At 69.1% G+C, this 20661-nt stretch carries 10 protein-coding genes, 1 tRNA gene and 2 rRNA genes (1 of these 13 running past the window's edge); 11 read left to right on the forward strand and 2 right to left on the reverse strand.

Annotation, left to right across the window (positions count from 1 at the left end; all coding sequences use genetic code 11):
- From R4Z63_RS24250 to R4Z63_RS24260, 3 genes are all read left to right on the forward strand, one after another.
- A 23S ribosomal RNA gene (locus R4Z63_RS24250) occupies positions 1-2443 on the forward strand; it begins 676 nt to the left of the window's first position.
- Positions 2444-2522: 79 nt separating this feature from the next.
- A 5S ribosomal RNA gene (rrf, locus tag R4Z63_RS24255) occupies positions 2523-2639 on the forward strand.
- 5 nt (positions 2640-2644) lie between these two features.
- A tRNA-Thr gene (locus R4Z63_RS24260) sits at positions 2645-2717 on the forward strand.
- Positions 2718-2883: 166 nt separating this feature from the next.
- On the opposite strand, the gene R4Z63_RS24265 is transcribed toward R4Z63_RS24260, so the two are convergent.
- Positions 2884-5466, reverse strand: coding sequence for a SpoIIE family protein phosphatase (locus R4Z63_RS24265; RefSeq protein ID WP_491522588.1), 2583 nt, complete (start codon positions 5464-5466; stop codon positions 2884-2886).
- Between the two features lie 169 nt (positions 5467-5635).
- Between R4Z63_RS24265 and R4Z63_RS24270 the strand changes: the two genes are divergently transcribed.
- From R4Z63_RS24270 to R4Z63_RS24305, 8 genes are all read left to right on the forward strand, one after another.
- Positions 5636-11152, forward strand: a complete 5517-nt coding sequence (locus R4Z63_RS24270; protein ID WP_172671427.1) for a HAMP domain-containing protein — start codon at positions 5636-5638, stop codon at positions 11150-11152.
- Between the two features lie 273 nt (positions 11153-11425).
- Positions 11426-12109 carry a response regulator gene (locus R4Z63_RS24275; protein WP_384453845.1) on the forward strand — a complete coding sequence of 228 codons (684 nt, stop codon included), beginning with the start codon at positions 11426-11428 and terminating at the stop codon, positions 12107-12109.
- A 114-nt stretch (positions 12110-12223) separates the two neighbouring features.
- A complete protein-coding gene (locus tag R4Z63_RS24280; RefSeq protein WP_384453848.1) occupies positions 12224-15004 on the forward strand; it encodes an FtsK/SpoIIIE family DNA translocase in 2781 nt (926 codons plus the stop codon).
- A gap of 218 nt (positions 15005-15222) precedes the next feature.
- A complete protein-coding gene (locus R4Z63_RS24285; protein ID WP_384453851.1) occupies positions 15223-16119 on the forward strand; it encodes a helix-turn-helix domain-containing protein in 897 nt (298 codons plus the stop codon).
- Between the two features lie 126 nt (positions 16120-16245).
- On the forward strand, positions 16246-17751 hold the full coding sequence (gene rimO, locus R4Z63_RS24290; protein ID WP_052031344.1) for a 30S ribosomal protein S12 methylthiotransferase RimO: 1506 nt from the start codon (positions 16246-16248) through the stop codon (positions 17749-17751).
- The gene (gene pgsA, locus R4Z63_RS24295; protein ID WP_030029316.1) at positions 17748-18404 is read left to right on the forward strand and encodes a CDP-diacylglycerol--glycerol-3-phosphate 3-phosphatidyltransferase; all 657 of its coding nucleotides are present in this window, start codon (positions 17748-17750) and stop codon (positions 18402-18404) included. The genes rimO and pgsA overlap by 4 nt, the downstream gene beginning before the upstream one ends.
- Positions 18405-18427: 23 nt before the next feature.
- Complete coding sequence (locus R4Z63_RS24300) at positions 18428-18967, forward strand: CinA family protein (protein WP_384453855.1); 540 nt, start codon at positions 18428-18430, stop codon at positions 18965-18967.
- Between the two features lie 109 nt (positions 18968-19076).
- Positions 19077-19454 carry a helix-turn-helix domain-containing protein gene (locus R4Z63_RS24305; RefSeq protein ID WP_037929886.1) on the forward strand — a complete coding sequence of 126 codons (378 nt, stop codon included), beginning with the start codon at positions 19077-19079 and terminating at the stop codon, positions 19452-19454.
- Positions 19455-19861: 407 nt separating this feature from the next.
- On the opposite strand, the gene R4Z63_RS24310 is transcribed toward R4Z63_RS24305, so the two are convergent.
- Positions 19862-20641, reverse strand: coding sequence for an SDR family NAD(P)-dependent oxidoreductase (locus tag R4Z63_RS24310; RefSeq protein WP_384453859.1), 780 nt, complete (start codon positions 20639-20641; stop codon positions 19862-19864).
- Between the last annotated feature and the right edge of the window lie 20 nt (positions 20642-20661).

A 20661-nucleotide genomic window follows, 5' to 3' on the forward strand; every position in this document is an offset into this window, starting at 1 on the left:
GCCTGCGAGTTAGCGGTGTGTAGCGAGGTTAACCCGTGTGGGGAAGCCGTAGCGAAAGCGAGTCCGAATAGGGCGTTTGAGTTGCACGCTCTAGACCCGAAGCGGAGTGATCTAGCCATGGGCAGGTTGAAGCGGAGGTAAGACTTCGTGGAGGACCGAACCCACCAGGGTTGAAAACCTGGGGGATGACCTGTGGTTAGGGGTGAAAGGCCAATCAAACTCCGTGATAGCTGGTTCTCCCCGAAATGCATTTAGGTGCAGCGTCGTGTGTTTCTTGCCGGAGGTAGAGCACTGGATAGGCGATGGGCCCTACCGGGTTACTGACCTTAGCCAAACTCCGAATGCCGGTAAGTGAGAGCACGGCAGTGAGACTGTGGGGGATAAGCTCCATGGTCGAGAGGGAAACAGCCCAGAGCATCGACTAAGGCCCCTAAGCGTACGCTAAGTGGGAAAGGATGTGGAGTCGCAGAGACAACCAGGAGGTTGGCTTAGAAGCAGCCACCCTTGAAAGAGTGCGTAATAGCTCACTGGTCAAGTGATTCCGCGCCGACAATGTAGCGGGGCTCAAGCGTACCGCCGAAGTCGTGTCATTGCAGCAATACTCCCAACGGAGGCTGTGATGGGTAGGGGAGCGTCGTGTGCCGGGTGAAGCAGCAGCGGAAGCTAGTTGTGGACGGTTCACGAGTGAGAATGCAGGCATGAGTAGCGATACACACGTGAGAAACGTGTGCGCCGATTGACTAAGGGTTCCTGGGTCAAGCTGATCTGCCCAGGGTAAGTCGGGACCTAAGGCGAGGCCGACAGGCGTAGTCGATGGACAACCGGTTGATATTCCGGTACCCGCTTTGAAACGCCCAATATCGAATCAGGCGATGCTAAGTCCGTGAAGCCGTTCCGGACCCTTCGGGGAATGGAAAGTGGTGGAGCCGACGAACCAGACTTGTAGTAGGTAAGCGATGGGGTGACGCAGGAAGGTAGTCCAGCCCGGGCGGTGGTTGTCCCGGGGTAAGGGTGTAGGCCGAGGGGTAGGTAAATCCGTCCCTCATGAAGGTTGAGACCTGATGCCGAGCCGATTGTGGCGAAGTGGATGATCCTATGCTGTCGAGAAAAGCCTCTAGCGAGTTTCATGGCGGCCCGTACCCTAAACCGACTCAGGTGGTCAGGTAGAGAATACCGAGGCGTTCGGGTGAACTATGGTTAAGGAACTCGGCAAAATGCCCCCGTAACTTCGGGAGAAGGGGGGCCATTCCTGGTGATGAGTCTTGCACTCTGAGCTGGGGGTGGCCGCAGAGACCAGCGAGAAGCGACTGTTTACTAAAAACACAGGTCCGTGCGAAGCCGTAAGGCGATGTATACGGACTGACGCCTGCCCGGTGCTGGAACGTTAAGGGGACCGGTTAGTGACCTTTCGGGGTTGCGAAGCTGAGAACTTAAGCGCCAGTAAACGGCGGTGGTAACTATAACCATCCTAAGGTAGCGAAATTCCTTGTCGGGTAAGTTCCGACCTGCACGAATGGCGTAACGACTTCTCGACTGTCTCAACCATAGGCCCGGTGAAATTGCACTACGAGTAAAGATGCTCGTTTCGCGCAGCAGGACGGAAAGACCCCGGGACCTTTACTACAGTTTGATATTGGTGTTCGGTTCGGCTTGTGTAGGATAGGTGGGAGACTTTGAAGCATCAACGCCAGTTGGTGTGGAGTCGCCGTTGAAATACCACTCTGGTCGTGCTGGATGTCTAACCTCGGTCCGTGATCCGGATCAGGGACAGTGTCTGATGGGTAGTTTAACTGGGGCGGTTGCCTCCCAAAGGGTAACGGAGGCGCCCAAAGGTTCCCTCAGCCTGGTTGGCAATCAGGTGTTGAGTGTAAGTGCACAAGGGAGCTTGACTGTGAGACCGACGGGTCGAGCAGGGACGAAAGTCGGGACTAGTGATCCGGCGGTGGCTTGTGGAAGCGCCGTCGCTCAACGGATAAAAGGTACCCCGGGGATAACAGGCTGATCTTCCCCAAGAGTCCATATCGACGGGATGGTTTGGCACCTCGATGTCGGCTCGTCGCATCCTGGGGCTGGAGTCGGTCCCAAGGGTTGGGCTGTTCGCCCATTAAAGCGGTACGCGAGCTGGGTTTAGAACGTCGTGAGACAGTTCGGTCCCTATCCGCTGTGCGCGTAGGAATATTGAGAAGGGCTGTCCCTAGTACGAGAGGACCGGGACGGACGAACCTCTGGTGTGCCAGTTGTCCTGCCAAGGGCATGGCTGGTTGGCTACGTTCGGGAGGGATAACCGCTGAAAGCATCTAAGCGGGAAGCCTGCTTCAAGATGAGTATTCCCACCTCCTTGAGAGGGTAAGGCTCCCAGTAGACGACTGGGTTGATAGGCCAGATGTGGAAGCCCGGTAACGGGTGGAGCTGACTGGTACTAATAGGCCGAGGGCTTGTCCTCAGTTGCTCGCGTCCACTGTGTTAGTTCTGAAATAACGAACGGCTGTGATTACACACCAGCGTTCTAAATTTCATAGTGTTTCGGTGGTCATAGCGTTAGGGAAACGCCCGGTTACATTCCGAACCCGGAAGCTAAGCCTTTCAGCGCCGATGGTACTGCAGGGGGGACCCTGTGGGAGAGTAGGACGCCGCCGAACAACCCGCCCTTTTAGCTCAGTCGGTAGAGCGTCTCCATGGTAAGGAGAAGGTCAACGGTTCGATTCCGTTAAAGGGCTCACAACAGAAAGGCCCCCGCCATCAGGCGGGGGCCTTTTTGCGTTAGTGGCTCCGTAGCAGGCCTCATGACGGCCTCCGGTGTGCGGATCGCGTCGAGGAACACGTACGAGGAAGCCGGCACAGGCACCGAGGTCAATGCCGTGACCGTCGACGCACGCACCGCGGTCAGTCGCCGGCCCGGGGGTGGGGTACGCGGAAGGCCAGGATCGCCATGTCGTCCGAGGCGGGCTCGGCCGCGAAGCGCTCCACCGCGCGCAGGACACGCGAAGCCACCGCACCCGCGGTCAGGCCCGTGCAGGTCGTGAGGACCTCCGTGAGACCGTCATCGCCGAGCATGCGGCTGCCCTCGCGCCGCTCGGTCACGCCGTCCGTGACACACAGCAGGACGTCGCCCGGATCGAGGGTGACGGTCTGCTCGTACAGGTCCAGGTCCTCGATCACACCCAGCAGGGGCTGAGGCTCCGCGGCCGCGTCGACCTCGCCGTTCGGGCGCAGGCGCAGCGGGAGCGGATGGCCCGCGCAGACGACCTTCATGAGGGCGCCGCCGTCCGGCTGCGGATGGAGCTCGCCGTAGAGGAGGGTGAGGAAGCGGCTGCGCGCCCCCTCGTCGAGGATGGCCGCGTTCAGGCGTTCCAGGACGGCGGGGCCGCCGAGGCCCTCACGGGCCAGGAGGCGCAGGGCGTGCCGGGCCAGGCCGGTCACTGCGGCAGCCTCCGGGCCGGTGCCGCAGACGTCGCCGATGGCGAACCCGTAGGCGCCGTCGCGGATCGGGAAGACGTCGTAGAAGTCGCCGCCCACCTCGTTGCCCTCGCCGGCCGCGCGGTAGATGACCTCGACCTCCATGCCGGGGATGGCGGGGGAGCCGGGCGGCAGCAGGCTGCGCTGCAGGGACCGGCTGATCGCTGTCCGCTCGGAGTAGAGGCGGGCGTTGTCCAGGGCGAGGGCGGCCCGGCGGGAGAGGTCCTCGGCGAGTTCGAGGATCTCCTGGCGGAAGTGCTCCTCCCGCGGCTTGCCGAGGGTGAGCATCCCGATGACGCGGTTGCGGGCGAGGAGAGGCAGGACCACCGTCTCGCCGCCGACCGCAAGGGCGGTCTCGGGCCACGGGCGGGCGCCGGCCTCGCGGACCGGTTCGGGCGGACTGACCCGGGACAGCAGGGCCTTCAGGCCGTCGATGCGGTCCTCGTCCTCGTGGAGGACATAACTGAGGTAGGGGTCCGAGGACTGGTCCGCGATGGTGTAGACGGCGCACCACGTGGCGAGCGTCGGGACGGTCATCTGAGCCATGAGGGCCAGGGTCTGGTCCCGGTCCAGGGTGCCGGCCAGCAGGTCGGAGGCCTCGACGAGGAAGGACAGGGAGCCGCGGCGCAGCCGCTCCAGTTCGCCGAGGCGGGCGGACTCCACCGCCAGGGCGATGCGGTCGGCGGCGAACTGGAGGTGGAGCGCCTCCTCGTTCGAGTAGCGGCCGGGGCTCTCGGCGGCCACGCCCAGGGAGCCGGTCAGTCGCCCCTCGACCTTGAGGGGGACGGTGACCGCGGAGCGCATGCCGGTGGACTCCAGGAGCGGAACCGCTCCGGGCACGGCGACGAGGTCGTCGTGGACGGCAGGCATCCGGGCAGAGCCGTAGCGGTTGGTGCCGGCCTCGACCGGGACGCGGGCGAAGCGCTGGCGAGTGGACGGCAGACCGGTGGTGGCCCGGACCTCCAGCTCCGTCTCGTCGTCGGTGGCGAGGAGCAGGAAGGCGGAGTCGGCGTCGAGGAGGTCGCGGGCCCGCTCGACCGTGCGCTGCAGCAGGCTGTCGAGGTCGTCGGGGGCGGGTGAGCCGATGAAGACCTCGAAGGGGTCGGTGGCACGGGGCTCGGCGAAGTGGCCGCCGTCGGTGGAAGGCGTCCGTACGGGGCTCTGGAGCAGGGCCCGCTCGTCGTCGTGGACGAGGAGGCAGACGGTGGAGGGTTCGCCGTGCGCGTCCCGGACGCGCAGGTGCGAGGCGTAGACCGGGATGACGCGGCCGTCAGCTCCCCGGACGCCGTAGCTGCCCTCCCAGCGGGACAGGCGCAGCGCCTCGGCGATGCCGGTTCCGGTGCCCGGGGTTTGCGGCCACGCGGCGAGCTCGGCGAGCGGGCGGCCGACCGCCTTCTCGGCGGCGTGCCCGAAGATGTGCTCGGCGTCCTCGTTCCAGGCGGAGACGGTATCGGCCGAGTCGACCTGGAGGACGGCGACGCGGACCCGGCTGTCGGCGAGCGGGAGCAGCCGGTCGGGGACGACGGGCCCGGCGGAGCGCGTACCGACCGGCCGGTCCGGCAGGTCGAGGCGGAACCACACGTGCTTGTGGGTGGCGGTGTACTCGACGCCCCAGCGGGTGGCCAGTGCGGCGCACAGCATCAGCCCGCGGCCGTTCTCACGGTCCGGGTCGGCGTACGGGCGCTCGCCGGGGTGCCGCAGCGGCAGCTCGCGCTCCGGGTAGCGGTCGGCGACCTCGACCCGGACACCGTCCTCGGTGCGCAGGCACAGGACCTCGGCCCTGGTTCCGGCGTGGACCACGGCATTGGTGACGAGCTCGCTGGTGAGGACCACCGCGTCGTCGACGATGTCCGCGAACCCCCAGCCCTGCAGGGTGTCGCGGACGAACGCGCGAGCGGCGACCGAGCGCCCGAGAGGATCGAAGCTGGCAGCCGCCCGTGCCGTGATCACGAATCTCCTTCGACGCGGTTGGACATCGGTTGCCAGGTTACTTACCTTCGCGGACGGCATGGTGCCGTCGTCCGGGAATCCACTCGCAGGGTACGACCCGGTGTGCGATGGTGCCGAAGTGTTATGGCCGGGTTCGGACAGGGTGAAACACTGGGCAGGCTTGCAGAGCCGGCTCGTGATGAGTCAGGTGTCCGGTTGAACGGCGGTCGACCCTTTCGGGAGGGACACGGTGGAGTCTGGCGCGGTGGTGCGGCGTACGGGGACGCGGCCGAAGGGCGGGCGGTCCCGGCGCGGCGGCACGACAGAAGTCGATACCGCCGCTCTGAACCGGCTGCTCACGGCCCTGGTGTCGATGCGGGACGGAAACTTCCGCAAGCGGTTGACGGTGTCGGGCGACGGGGTGATGGCGGAGATCGCCGCCGTCTACAACGAGGTCGCCGACCGCAATCTCCACCTGACCGGGGAGCTGTCCCGGGTCCGGCGGATGGTGGGCCGTGAGGGGAAGCTGAGCGAACGGCTGGAAACGGGTGCCTGCGAGGGCTCCTGGGCGGCCGCGATCGACGCCTCCAACCAGCTGGTGGACGATCTGGCCCGGCCGGTGTCCGAGGTGGGACGGGTGCTGTCGGCGGTTGCCGAGGGTGACCTGGACCAGCGGATGGACCTGCGAACCCAGGCCGCCGAGGGGGCGGGGCATCCGCTGCGCGGGGAGTTCCTGAAGGTCGGGCGCACCGTCAACAACCTGGTCGACCAGTTGTCGGCGTTCACCGACGAGGTGACGCGCGTGGCGCTGGAGGTGGGCACCGAGGGCAAGCTCGGCGGTCAGGCCCAGGTGCGCGGAATGTCCGGTTCCTGGAAGGATCTGACCGACTCCGTCAACACGATGGCGTACCGGCTCACCGCGCAGGTGCGTGACATCGCCCTCGTCACGACGGCGGTCGCCAAGGGCGACCTGTCGCGCAAGGTCACGGTGCACGTGGCCGGTGAGATGCTCCAGCTGAAGAACACCGTGAACACCATGGTGGATCAGCTGTCGTCCTTCTCGTCCGAGGTGACCAGGGTCGCCCGCGAGGTGGGCACGGAGGGCGAGCTGGGCGGCCAGGCGAAGGTGCCCGGGGTCGCCGGCGTGTGGAAGGATCTGACCGACTCCGTCAACACGATGGCCGGGAACCTGACGGCCCAGGTGCGCGGGATCGCCCAGGTGACGACGGCGGTCGCCAACGGCGACCTGTCGCAGAAGGTGCGGGTCAGCGCGCGCGGCGAGGTCGCGCAGCTGGCCGAAACGATCAACCAGATGACGGAGACGCTGCGCACCTTCGCGGACGAGGTGACGCGGGTGGCCAGCGAGGTCGGTGCCAAGGGCCTGCTGGGCGGTCAGGCGCAGGTGCCGGGTGCGGCGGGGACCTGGAAGGACCTCACCGACTCGGTGAACACGGTCTTCCGCAACCTCACCACCCAGGTGCGGGACATCGCGCAGGTGACCACGGCGGTGGCGAACGGCGATCTGTCCCAGAAGGTCACGGTCGATGTCGCCGGCGAGATGCTGGAGCTGAAGAACACCGTCAACACGATGGTCGACCAGCTCCAGTCCTTCGGCGCGGAAGTGACCCGGGTGGCCCGTGAGATCGGCGTCGAGGGCGAGCTGGGCGGTCAGGCGCAGGTGCCGGGTGCGGCGGGGACCTGGAAGGACCTCACCGACTCGGTGAACACCGCCTTCCGCAACCTCACCGGGCAGGTCCGCAACATCGCGCAGGTGACCACGGCGGTGGCGAACGGCGACCTGTCCCAGAAGGTCACGGTGGACGTCTCCGGCGAGATGCTCCAGCTGAAGAACACCGTCAACACGATGGTGGACCAGCTCTCCTCGTTCGCGGACCAGGTCACGCGGATGGCGCGGGACGTGGGCACGGAGGGCCGGCTCGGCGGTCAGGCCAGGGTCGAGGGGGTCTCGGGCACCTGGAAGGAGCTCACGGACTCCGTCAACTTCATGGCCGGCAACCTCACCTCGCAGGTGCGCCAGATCGCGCAGGTGACCACGGCGGTGGCGCGGGGCGACCTGTCGCAGAAGATCGACGTGGACGCCCGGGGCGAGATCCTGGAGCTGAAGAACACCATCAACACGATGGTCGACCAGCTCTCCGCCTTCGCCGAGCAGGTGACGCGGGTGGCCCGGGACGTGGGTACGGAAGGCCGCCTGGGTGGTCAGGCGCAGGTGCCCGGCGTGGCCGGTGTCTGGCGCGACCTGACGGACTCGGTGAACGGCATGGCCGGGAACCTGACCTCGCAGGTGCGCAACATCGCCCAGGTCGCCACGGCGGTGGCGCGGGGCGACCTGTCGCAGAAGATCGACGTGGACGCCCGGGGCGAGATCCTGGAGCTGAAGAACACCCTCAACACGATGGTCGACCAGCTCTCGAACTTCGCCGAGCAGGTGACCCGGGTGGCCCGGGAGGTGGGCACCGAGGGCATCCTCGGCGGTCAGGCCGAGGTCAAGGGTGTCTCCGGCACCTGGAAGGACCTCACCCAGTCCGTCAACTTCATGGCGAACAACCTGACCTCGCAGGTGCGCAACATCGCCGAGGTGACGACGGCGGTCGCGATGGGCGACCTCTCCAAGAAGATCACCGTCGATGCCAAGGGCGAGATCCTCGAACTCGTCACGACCGTCAACACGATGGTCGACCAGCTGTCGTCCTTCGCGGAGCAGGTGACTCGGGTGGCCCGGGAGGTGGGCACCGAGGGCATCCTGGGCGGCCAGGCCCGGGTCCGGGGGGTCACCGGCATCTGGAAGGACCTCAGCGACAACGTCAACACGATGGCCGGGAACCTGACGGCCCAGGTGCGCGGGATCGCCCAGGTCTCGGCGGCCGTCGCCAACGGCGACCTGACGAAGAAGGTGACGGTCGAGGCGCGCGGCGAGGTCGCGCAGCTCGCCGACACCGTCAACACGATGGTGAAGACCCTGTCGTCGTTCGCCGACGAGGTGACCCGGGTGGCCCGGGAGGTGGGTACGGAGGGCCGCCTCGGCGGTCAGGCGCACGTGCCGGGTGTCTCCGGCACGTGGAAAGACCTCACCGACTCGGTGAACTTCATGGCGTCCAACCTCACCGGCCAGGTGCGGCAGATCGCGATGGTCACGACCGCCATCGCCAAGGGCGACATGACCAAGAAGATCGACATCGACGCCCGGGGCGAGATCCTGGAGCTCAAGACCACCATCAACACGATGGTCGACCAGTTGTCCTCCTTCGCGGAGCAGGTGACGCGGGTCGCCCGCGAGGTGGGTACCGAGGGCATCCTGGGCGGCCAGGCCCGGGTCCGGGACGTCGACGGGACCTGGCGGGACCTGACCGAGTCCGTGAACGAGATGGCCGGCAACCTCACCCGCCAGGTGCGCGCGATCGCGGCCGTGGCGACCGCGGTGACCCGCGGGGACCTCAGCCTGAAGGTCGACGTCGATGCGGCGGGGGAGATCCAGGCCCTCCAGGACAACATCAACACGATGATCGTCAACCTGCGGGACACCACCCTGGCCAACAAGGAGCAGGACTGGCTCAAGGGCAACCTGGCCCGCATCTCCGCACTGATGCAGGGCCGCCGGGACCTGGACGACGTCGCCTCGCTGATCATGAGCGAGCTGACGCCCGTGGTCTCCGCACAGCACGGGGCCTTCTTCCTGGTGGTGCCGGCCGGCGGTGCCACCGAGATCGGTGCGGACGGGGGCGCGAACGGGGCGTACGAGCTGCGGATGCGCGGGAGCTACGCCTACGCGGGCGGACAGATGCCCCTCTCCTTCCGGCCGGGGGAGGGACTGATCGGGGCGGTCGCCGAGGAGAAGCGGACGATCCTGGTCGAGAACACTCCGCCGGGCTACCTGAAGATCTCCTCGGGTCTCGGCGAGGCCCCGCCGGCGCACGTGATCGTGCTGCCGGTGCTGTTCGAGGGGAAGGTGCTCGGCGTCATCGAGCTGGCGTCCTTCACGCCCTTCACGCAGATCCAGAAGGACTTCCTCAGCCAGATCGCCGAGATGATCGGTACGAGCGTCAACACCATCAGCGTCAACTCCAAGACGGAGATGCTGCTGAAGCAGTCGCAGGAGATGACCGAGCAGCTGCGCGAGCGTTCCGACGAGCTGGAGAACCGGCAGAAGGCGCTGCAGGCCGCCAACGCGGAGCTGGAGGAGAAGGCCGAACTGCTGGCGCAGCAGAACCGGGACATCGAGGTGAAGAACACCGAGATCGAGGAGGCCCGGCAGGTCCTGGAGGAGCGCGCCGAGCAGCTGGCGGTCTCGATGCGCTACAAGTCCGAGTTCCTGGCGAACATGTCGCACGAGCTGCGCACGCCCCTGAACTCGCTGCTGATCCTGGCCAAGCTGCTCGCCGACAACGCGGACGAGAACCTGTCGCCGAAGCAGGTGGAATTCGCCGAGACCATCCACGGCGCGGGCTCGGACCTGCTCCAGCTGATCAACGACATCCTCGACCTGTCGAAGGTCGAGGCCGGGAAGATGGACGTCTCGCCGACCCGGATCGCGCTGGTCCAGCTCGTGGACTACGTGGAGGCGACCTTCCGGCCGCTGACGGCGGAGAAGGGTCTCGACTTCTCGGTACGGGTCTCCCCGGAGCTCCCCGCGACCCTGCACACCGACGAGCAGCGGCTGCTCCAGGTGCTGCGCAACCTGCTGTCGAACGCGGTGAAGTTCACCGACACCGGTGCGGTGGAGCTGGTGATCCGGCCCGCCGGGGCCGATGTGCCCGCCGAGATCCGTGAGCAGCTGCTGGAGGCTGGTTCGCTGCGGGAGGCGGACGGGGACCTGATCGCCTTCTCGGTCACCGACACCGGCATCGGGATCGCGGCCAGCAAGATGCTGGTGATCTTCGAGGCCTTCAAGCAGGCGGACGGGACCACGAGCCGCAAGTACGGCGGCACCGGGCTCGGGCTGTCCATCAGCCGCGAGATCGCCCGGCTGCTGGGTGGGGAGATCCATGCGGCGAGCGAGCCGGGCCGCGGCTCCACCTTCACGCTGTACCTTCCGCTGCACCCGAGCGAGCTGCCGCCGCAGGGCTACGCGCCGCCCACGCCGGGGGGAGCTCGCGGCGAGCTGTACCGGCGGTCCCTCGACGGGGCGCGGCCCGGGCTGCCGGCCGCGCCCGCGGACGCACCGGCGGCGCAGCCTCAGCCGGTGCCGCCCGCTCCGGCGGAGGCCGCGGCGGGGCAGGGCGGTGGGGCTGCGCTGTTCCGCCGCCGCCGCAAGGCGCTGGGCGGCCCGGAGCCGCGTACGGCGGTGCCGGGGCAGCCGAACGCGGCGGGCGCCGAGGGCGGCTGGGACGCTGCGCAGGAGGAGCTTCCGGCGGTGGCGCGGACGTACGACTTCCGCAGTGAGCGGGTGCTCATCGTGGACGACGACGTCCGCAACGTCTTCGCGCTCACCAGCGTGCTGGAGCAGCACGGGCTGGTGGTGCTGTACGCGGAGAACGGGCGGGAGGGCATCGAGGTGCTGGAGCAGCACGACGACGTGAAGGTCGTGCTGATGGACATCATGATGCCCGAGATGGACGGGTACGCCACGACCTCGGCGATCCGGCGGATGCCGCAGTTCGCCGGCCTGCCGATCATCGCGCTGACGGCCAAGGCGATGAAGGGGGACCGGGAGAAGGCGATCGACTCGGGTGCTTCCGACTACGTCACCAAGCCGGTCGACCCCGACTACCTGCTGTCCGTCATGGAGCAGTGGATGCGGGGCAAGTGACCGGAGGGAAGCGGAACCGCGGCGGCGACCGACCTGCTGCCGCCGCGGTGGTGTGGGAGAGCGGCGAACGGGGAACCTTCTGCTCTCCCACAGCGTTTCCGCTTCGTGCACAGTGACATCTTGGTGACAGGGTGTGGCGATCTCGGGACTGGGGCTACGATGACCGGCACAAGGACGGACGGCGCACGGGTGTCGTCCTCTGGGGCGGGGCCCGGCGCACAGGCCGGTGCCAGGAGCCGGGGAGGCCCCATGCCGGGGCGAGGAGGACAGGGCATGGTGCAGAAGGCCAAGATCCTCCTGGTCGACGACCGGCCGGAGAATCTGCTGGCGCTGGAGGCCATCCTCTCCGCGCTCGATCAGACACTGGTCCGGGCGTCGTCGGGGGAGGAGGCGCTCAAAGCGCTGCTCACGGACGATTTCGCGGTCATCCTGCTGGATGTCCAGATGCCCGGTATGGACGGATTCGAGACGGCCGCGCACATCAAGCGGCGGGAGCGGACCCGGGACATCCCGATCATCTTCCTCACCGCGATCAACCACGGTCCGCACCACACCTTCCGCGGTTACGCGGCGGGCGCGGTCGACTACATCTCCAAGCCGTTCGACCCGTGGGTGCTGCGGGCGAAGGTCTCCGTGTTCGTGGAGCTCTACACGAAGAACTGCCAACTGCGGGAGCAGGCGGCCCTGCTGAGGCTCCAGCTGGAAGGCAGCAGCTCCAACGGCGTGGACGCAGGCAAGGAGGCGGCGGGCCTGCTGGCCGAGCTCTCCGCACGGCTCGCAGCGGTCGAGGAGCAGGCCGAAGCGCTGAGCAAGCAACTCGGCGAGGATGCGGCCGATGCCGGGGTCGTGGCGACCGCGGCCCATCTGGAACGCAAACTCACCGGACTGCGCCGGGCACTCGACGCGCTGGAGCCCGGCAGCGCCGGAGGGGCTCCGGCGCTGCCCTCGCAGAACTGACCGTGCTCGCGTCCGGCCTGGCGGGCCGTCAAAGTGCCCACCCGGACGACGACACGATCGGGTGAAGGGGTGGGCACGCGTGTCCACCGGCGCGCGCACCGGTAACCTCGGCCCATGGCCTCACGTACGTCCGGCAAGGGTTCCCCGAGCACCGCGGGCACCGCGAAGGGCCGCACCGGCCGTACGACGGCGCCCGCGAAGAAGGCCGCCCCGGCACGCAAGCCCCCGGCGAAGAAGGCCGCGGCCGCACGGCGCGCCCCGGCGAAGAAGGCCGCGGCCAAGCCCGTGCCGTCTCCGACGAGCGGCGTGCTGCGACTGGTGCGGGCCCTGTGGCTGGGGTGCGCCCACGCGGTCGGCGCGGTCTTCCGCGGGCTCGGCCAGGGAGCCAGGAACCTCGACCCCGCCCACCGCAAGGACGGGGTGGCGCTGCTCCTCCTCGCGCTCGCCCTGATCGTCGCCGCCGGTACCTGGTCGAACCTGAGCGGTCCCGTCGGAGACCTGGTGACCATGCTGATCACCGGGCTCTTCGGGCGGCTGGACCTGCTCGTGCCGATGCTGCTCGGCGTCATGGCGGTACGTTTCATCCGCCACCCCGACCAGGCCGACGCCAACGGCCGGATCGGCATCGGGCTGTCCGCCCTCGTGGTCGGTGTCCTGGGCCTGGTCCACATCGCCTGCGGGGCACCCGGCCGCGACGAGGGCACCACCGCCATGCAGAACGCCGGCGGGCTCATCGGCTGGGCCGCCTCCAAGCCACTGATCTTCACCATGGGTGCCCCGCTGGCCGTGCCCATGCTGGTGCTGCTGACGGTCTTCGGGCTGCTCGTGGTCACCGCGACCCCGGTCAACGCGATCCCGCAGCGGCTGCGCCGGCTCGGCATCCGGCTCGGGATCGTCGCGCCGAACGAGTACGACGAGGGCTACGGGGAGGCCGCGGGCGGGCCCGCCGCCCGGCACGACCCCGAGCAGTGGCGGGCCCGCTCGGGGGCGCCCGAGGGTTCCGGCGACCCCGCGGACGCCGCCGAGGAGGAGGCGCTGGCCCGGCGGCGCCGGCCGCGCAAGGCCGCCGCACGTCCGGCGATCGACCGGGAGATGGACGCCGTCGACGTGGCCGCGGCCGCCGCCGCGGCACTGGACGGTGCGGTCTACGGCGGCATGCCGCCCTCCCCGCTCGTCGCCGACCTCACGCACGGGATCACCGCCGAGCGGGAGGGCGTGGAGGTCACCGCCCCGGTGCCGACCGCCCGCGGCGGGCTCTCCGCCGGGACCGCCGCACCGTCGGCCGCGCCCGAGAGTGCCGAGCAGCCGCACGCCACCACCGCCGCGGCCTCCGGAACGCTGGCGGTGCCCGACCTGACCAAGGCCCCGCCGGAGGCCCAGCCGCTGCCGCCCCGCGCCGAGCAGCTCCAGCTGCGCGGGGACATCACCTACTCCCTGCCCTCGCTGGACCTGCTGGAGAAGGGCGGTCCGGGCAAGACCCGCAGCGCCGCCAACGACGCCGTGGTGGCCTCCCTGCGCAACGTCTTCACCGAGTTCAAGGTGGACGCCGACGTCACCGGCTTCACCCGGGGCCCGACGGTCACCCGCTACGAGGTCACCCTCGGCGCGGCCGTCAAGGTCGAGCGGATCACCGCGCTGACCAAGAACATCGCCTACGCCGTGGCCAGCCCCGACGTGCGCATCATCAGTCCGATCCCGGGCAAGTCCGCGGTCGGCATCGAGATTCCCAACACCGACCGTGAGATGGTCAACCTGGGCGACGTACTGCGCCTCGCGGACGCGGCCGAGGACGACCACCCGATGCTGGTCGCGCTCGGCAAGGACGTCGAGGGTGGCTACGTCATGGCCAACCTCGCCAAGATGCCCCACGTACTGGTCGCCGGTGCGACGGGCTCCGGCAAGTCCTCCTGCATCAACTGCTTGATCACCTCGATCATGGTCCGGGCCACCCCGGAGGACGTCCGGATGGTCCTCGTCGACCCCAAGCGGGTCGAGCTGACGGCGTACGAGGGCATCCCGCACCTGATCACGCCGATCATCACCAACCCCAAGCGGGCTGCCGAGGCACTTCAGTGGGTCGTGCGCGAGATGGACCTGCGCTATGACGACCTGGCCGCCTTCGGCTACCGGCACATCGACGACTTCAACCAGGCCATCCGGGACGGGAAGATCAAGCTCCCGCCAGGCAGCGAGCGCGAGCTCAGCCCCTACCCGTACCTGCTGGTGATCGTCGACGAGCTGGCCGACCTGATGATGGTGGCCCCGCGCGACGTCGAGGACTCGATCGTCCGCATCACCCAGCTGGCCCGCGCCGCCGGCATCCACCTGGTGCTGGCCACCCAGCGGCCCTCGGTCGACGTGGTCACGGGACTGATCAAGGCGAATGTGCCCTCGCGCCTCGCCTTCGCGACCTCCTCGCTGGCCGACAGCCGGGTCATCCTCGACCAGCCCGGTGCCGAGAAGCTCATCGGCAAGGGGGACGGGTTGTTCCTGCCGATGGGGGCGAACAAGCCCGTCCGCCTCCAGGGCGCCTTCGTCACCGAGGAGGAGATCGCCGGGATCGTCACGCACTGCAAGGACCAGATGGCGCCCGTCTTCCGAGACGACGTCACCGTGGGGCAGAAGCAGAAGAAGGAGATCGACGAGGAGATCGGCGACGACCTGGACCTGTTGTGCCAGGCGGCGGAGCTCGTCGTCACCACGCAGTTCGGCTCCACCTCGATGCTCCAGCGCAAGCTGCGGGTGGGCTTCGCGAAGGCCGGTCGGCTCATGGACCTCATGGAGTCGCGGGGCATCGTCGGGCCGAGCGAGGGTTCGAAGGCGCGTGACGTCCTGCTGAAGGCCGACGACCTGGACGGCGTGCTCGCGGTCATCCGGGGCGAGACGGATTCGTAGTGAAATCGCGGGCAACCGTTTCCCCTGGGCCCGCGTCAAGTTGAACGGAGGGGCGGCTGCGCGCACGACTCGCGTACGGTGTCGGGCCGCCACGCCGAAGGGGACCTCCCGTCGCCATTCGTATGGCGTAGGAAGGGCACCCTCCGGTTGCTCCACCCTTTCGTCACCCCCCTAGACTGGACATCCAGCAGGTGGCTACACGCTCGAAAGGCGCCCTTGTGTCCATCGGCAACTCCAACTCCCCCGAAGAAGAGCGGCCTTCGACCGACGACCGGTCCGAGGACCGTCTCGTCGAACGTTCCGTCGAAGAGCCGTCCATCGGGTCGGCCCTCAAGAAGGCCCGGATCGCCGCCGGGCTCACAGTCGACGACGTCAGTTCCCTCACCCGCGTGCGCATCCCGATCGTGCACGCGATCGAAGAGGACGACTTCACGCGGTGCGGCGGCGACGTCTACGCCCGCGGCCACATCCGTACGCTCGCCCGCGCCGTCCACCTCGACCCGGCACCGCTGGTCGACAGCTACGACGCGGCCCACGGCGGCCGGCCGGCACCCACGCCCGCCGCGCCGATGTTCGAGGCGGAGCGGATCCGCCCCGAGCGCCAGCGGCCCAATTGGACCGCGGCCATGGTCGCGGCCATCGTCGCCGTGATCGGCTTCGTGGGCTTCACCGCCTTCAGCGGCGGAGGCGAGAAGGAAAAGCGCCCGGTGGCGGAAGGATCCGCCTCCCCCAAGCCCGCACCCAAGCAGACCGGCGGCAAGCCGGCCGCGCTGCCCTCCCAGGCTCCGTCGGCCGCCCAGCCGGACCCCTCCGACAGCGCCATCGCCGCCGCGCCCAAGGACCTCGTCACGGTCGTCCTGACGGCCGACACGGGCGAGAGCTGGATTTCCGCGAAGGACTCCACGGGCCGGCTCCTCTTCGACGGCACCCTCGTCCGGGGCGAGTCGAAGACCTTCACGGACAAGGAGTCCGTCGACCTCGTGCTCGGCGACGCCGGGGCCGTGAAGCTCTTCGTGAACGGTAAGGAGATCAAGGACGACTTCCAGCGAGGCCAGGTGGAACGCCTCACCTACACCAAGGAAGACCCCTCCCAGGGCCAGCCGCAGGCGGGCTGACCGAGGCGCCGCCCCAGGGCGGCGGGCGAGGACCGAGATCCCCGGGGCGCTCCGCGCACCCCGGGGATCTTGATGTGCGGGGACGCGCGGCGGGGGCCGGCGCCGGGACGAAGTAGTCTTGAGTCCATGCCCGAACGCCGTACCGTCGCCCTTGTCACTCTTGGCTGCGCCCGTAACGAGGTGGACTCGGAGGAGCTCGCAGGCCGCTTGGCGGCGGATGGCTGGGAGCTCGTCGAGGACGCCGCCGAAGCGGACGTAGCCGTCGTCAACACCTGTGGCTTCGTCGAAGCCGCCAAGAAGGACTCCGTAGACGCCCTGCTGGAAGCCAACGATCTCAAGGATCACGGCAAGACCCAGGCCGTCGTCGCGGTCGGCTGCATGGCCGAGCGCTACGGCAAGGAGCTCGCCGAGGCCCTTCCCGAGGCCGACGGGGTCCTCGGCTTCGACGACTACGCCGACATCTCCAACCGCCTCCAGGTCATCCTCAGCGGGGGCAGTGTCGAAGCCCACACCCCGCGCGACCGCCGCCAGCTGCTGCCGATCAGCCCCGCCGCGCGCCAGGCCGCCGACGTCGCCCTCCCCGGGCACGCCCAGGCGCCCGCCGAGGAGCCCGCCGAGGCCCCCGCGGACCTGCCCGAGGGTGTCGCTCCCGCCTCCGGCCCGCGCGCCCCGCTGCGCCGCCGCCTGGGCAAGAGCCCGGTGGCCTCGGTCAAGCTGGCCTCCGGCTGTGACCGGCGCTGCTCCTTCTGTGCCATCCCGTCCTTCCGCGGGTCCTTCATCTCCCGCCGCCCCGGCGACGTGCTGGGCGAGACCCGCTGGCTCGCCGAGCAGGGCGTCAAGGAGATCATGCTGGTCTCCGAGAACAACACCTCGTACGGCAAGGACCTCGGCGACATCCGGCTGCTGGAGACCCTGCTGCCCGAGCTCGCCGCCGTCGACGGGATCGAGCGCGTCCGGGTCAGCTACCTGCAGCCCGCCGAGATGCGCCCGGGCCTGATCGACGTGCTGACCTCGACCCCCAAGGTCGCGCCGTACTTCGACCTGTCCTTCCAGCACTCGGCCCCCGACGTGCTGCGCGCGATGCGCCGCTTCGGTGACACCGACCGCTTCCTGGAGCTGCTCGACACCATCCGCTCCAAGGCTCCGCAGGCCGGCGTCCGATCCAACTTCATCGTCGGCTTCCCCGGCGAGACGGAAGCCGACTTCGCCGAGCTGGAGCGTTTCCTCACCCACGCCCGCCTCGATGCGATCGGCGTCTTCGGCTACTCCGACGAGGACGGCACCGAGGCCGTCACCTACGAGAACAAGCTGGACGAGGACACGATCGCCGAGCGCCTGGCGCACATGCAGCGGCTCGCCGAGGAGCTCACCGCCCAGCGTGCGGAGGAGCGGATCGGCGAGACCCTGGAAGTGCTCGTGGAGACGGTCGTCCCGTTCGACGAGGCGGAGGACGGCGAGGGCGCCTACGGGCGCGCCGCGCACCAGGCCCCCGAAACCGACGGCCAGGTCGTCTTCACGGACGGCACGGGCCTGGTTCCCGGGCGTATCGTCACGGCGAAGGTGGTCGGCAGCCTGGGAGTGGACCTCGTGGCCGAGCCCCTGGACCTGGACTTCGAGGAGGCGGCCGGATGACCGGTGTCCCGGCATCTGCGGCGGGCGGGACCGGCCGCCGGCCGGTCCCCGGCGCGAAGCTGGGGGCTGCGGCGGTCGATCAGGCCAGCCTGTGGAACATCGCCAACATCCTGACGATGATCCGGCTCGTGCTGGTGCCGGGATTCGTCCTGCTGCTGCTCGCCGACGGCGGCTACGACCCGGCGTGGCGGGCCTGGGCCTGGGCGGCGTTCGCCGTCGCGATGATCACGGACATCTTCGACGGGCACCTGGCCCGTACGTACAACCTGGTCACGGACTTCGGCAAGATCGCCGACCCCATCGCCGACAAGGCGATCATGGGGTCGGCGCTGATCTGCCTCTCCTGGCTGGGCGACCTCCCATGGTGGGTGACCGGGGTGATCCTCGGACGGGAGCTCGGGATTACGCTGCTGCGCTTCTGGGTCATCCGGTACGGGGTCATTCCGGCCAGCCGCGGCGGCAAGCTGAAGACGCTGGCCCAGGGCACTGCCGTGGGCATGTACGTCCTCGCACTGACCGGCGCGCTGGCGACGATGCGCTTCTGGGTGATGGCGATCGCGGTCGTGCTGACCGTCGTCACCGGATTGGACTACATCCGCCAGGCGATCGTGCTCCGTCGCCAGGGTCTCGCTGCGGAGCGGGCCGCGCGGTGACCGACGGGGCGGGGGATGCTCCCGTGGCGCAGGGGCGCGCGGGAGCGAGCGGGGGGCGCACGGCCGCTGCGTACGCGCTCCAGCTCCTTGCGGAGAGTGACCAGACGGTCGCCGTCGCGGAATCCCTGACCGGTGGGGTGGTCGCGGCCGAGTTCACGGCCGTCCCGGGCGCCTCCCGGTCCTTCCGCGGTTCGGTCACGGCGTACGCCACGGAGATCAAGCACCGGGTCCTGGGCGTGGACGCGGCCCTACTGGCGGCCGAGGGCGCGGTGAACGCCCAGGTGGCTGCCGAGATGGCGGCCGGTGTGCGCCGGGTGATGGGCGCGTCATGGGGGATCGCGACGACCGGAGTGGCCGGCCCCGAGCCGCAGGACGGGCAGCCGGTGGGCACGGTTTTCGTCGCCGTGGACGGTCCGGGGAGCAGGAAAACGGTCCGTCTGAGGTTGAACGGCTCCCGGGCGGAAATCCGTAGAGAGAGTGCACAGACAGTGCTCGAGCTTCTCTCGGACGAACTCCGTGAGAATGCGCGGGGGCAGGATACGGAACAGAACGGGGGGATTTGATGTTTGCAGCCCTGAGTGAACACGACATCGCTCCCCGCACGGCCGCGGCGCGAGGCGGTACGGTGGGGCGTGAAGGATGCGGCTACACGGTCAGAGGAGGGAGCCACCGATGATTCTGCTCCGTCGCCTGCTGGGTGACGTGCTGCGTCGGCAGCGCCAGCGCCAGGGCCGTACTCTGCGCGAAGTCTCCTCGTCGGCCCGAGTTTCGCTCGGCTATCTCTCCGAGGTGGAGCGGGGGCAGAAGGAGGCATCCTCCGAGCTGCTCTCCGCGATCTGCGACGCGTTGGACGTACGGATGTCCGAGCTGATGCGCGAAGTGAGTGACGAGCTGTCGCTCGCCGAGCTGGCACAGTCGACCGCGGCAAGCGAACCGGTCACCGTACCGGTCCGCCCGATGCTCAATTCGGTCTCGATGGCTTCGGTCGCGGGTCCGGAGCGGGTGACCATCAAGGCGCCTGCGGAAGCGGTGAATGTAGTAGCCGCCTGAGCGAGCACGTGCGTGTTCGAGCTTGGCCGGAGCCCCGGCCGGTGCGTGGAGCACCGGCCGGGGCTCCTGGCCGTTCTGGGTGCGGGAGCAATGGGGGTGCGAGACCATGGGGCCGTCCGGGTCCCGGCCCCTGGAGGTGGCAGTGCGGACGTCACTGCGTCGGATACCCGCCGTGTCGCGCGTCCCCGTCCTGGCGGCCCTGGCGCTGACAGCGGGGGCTCTGTGGTGGTGGGCCGTGCTGCGGCTGGTCCTGACCCCCGGTGCGTCGGGGGCCGTGGAGGGCGCGGTGGCGGTCGGCGGCTGGGGGCTGGGCCTGTTGCCGGTGCACTGTGTTCCGGCGCCGCTGCGCCGGGCCCGGCGCAGCGACGGCCGGGATGGTGGCGACGCAGCCGCGGGGGCCGGCCCGGCTACCACGGCATCGATACTCCGCCGTTCGGACGCAGGATCTGGCCCGTGACGAAAGACGAGGCCTCCGAGGCCAGGTAGAGCACCGCCCGGGCGATGTCCTCCGGCTCGCCGACCCGGCGCAGCGGGGACATGCGGATCAGGGCTGCCTCGGTCTGTTCCTGAACCCCGGGGCCGTGGCGGCCGGTCATCGGGGTGCGGATCCAGCCGGGGGCGACGGCGTTGACCCGTATGCCGTGCGGGCCGGCCTCGGTGGCGAGGGTCCGGGTGAGCTGGACCACCGCGGCCTTGGCAGCGCTGTAGCAGAGCAGGCCGGGCTGGGCGGCGTCCACGGCACCGGAGGCCATGGTGACGATCGATCCCGGGCGACCCGCCGCGATCATGGAACGGGCGGCCTCCTGGCAGGTGCGCAGGACTCCCTTGAAGTTGACCTCCAGGACTCGGTCGAGGTCCTCGTCGGCCGTCTCCAGGACGCTGCTGGTGTGCATGATCCCGGCGATCGCGGCGGCGATGTCGAGCGGGCCCGCCGCGCTGACGGCCGCCCGGAGCGAAGCCCGGTCGGTGACGTCGAGCGGGTGGGCGGTGGCCCGGCCGCCGGCCTCGGTGATCAGGGCGGCGGTACCGCCCAGCCCCTGGGCGTCACGGTCCGCGCAGTGCACATGGGCGCCGGCCGCGGCGAGCAGGACGGCGGTGGCGCGGCCGATGCCGCTGGCGGCTCCGGTGACCAGCGCGGTGCGGCCGGTGAGGTCGTACGGGGCGGTGGGCACGGGCGGTGTGGGCATGGGGGGACGGTACGACCGCA

It is taken from the genome of Streptomyces sp. PL-29 (assembly GCF_058344425.1).

Excerpts from the sequence above, each read along its gene's own strand:
- R4Z63_RS24265 (WP_491522588.1), bottom strand. The coding sequence starts at position 5,466 with ATGCCGTCCGCGAAGGTAAGTAACCTGGCAACCGATGTCCAACCGCGT.
- R4Z63_RS24275 (WP_384453845.1), top strand. The coding sequence starts at position 11,426 with ATGGTGCAGAAGGCCAAGATCCTCCTGGTCGACGACCGGCCGGAGAAT.
- R4Z63_RS24280 (WP_384453848.1), top strand. The coding sequence starts at position 12,224 with ATGGCCTCACGTACGTCCGGCAAGGGTTCCCCGAGCACCGCGGGCACC.
- rimO (WP_052031344.1), top strand. The coding sequence starts at position 16,246 with ATGCCCGAACGCCGTACCGTCGCCCTTGTCACTCTTGGCTGCGCCCGT.
- pgsA (WP_030029316.1), top strand. The coding sequence starts at position 17,748 with ATGACCGGTGTCCCGGCATCTGCGGCGGGCGGGACCGGCCGCCGGCCG.
- R4Z63_RS24305 (WP_037929886.1), top strand. The coding sequence starts at position 19,077 with ATGATTCTGCTCCGTCGCCTGCTGGGTGACGTGCTGCGTCGGCAGCGC.
- R4Z63_RS24310 (WP_384453859.1), bottom strand. The coding sequence starts at position 20,641 with ATGCCCACACCGCCCGTGCCCACCGCCCCGTACGACCTCACCGGCCGC.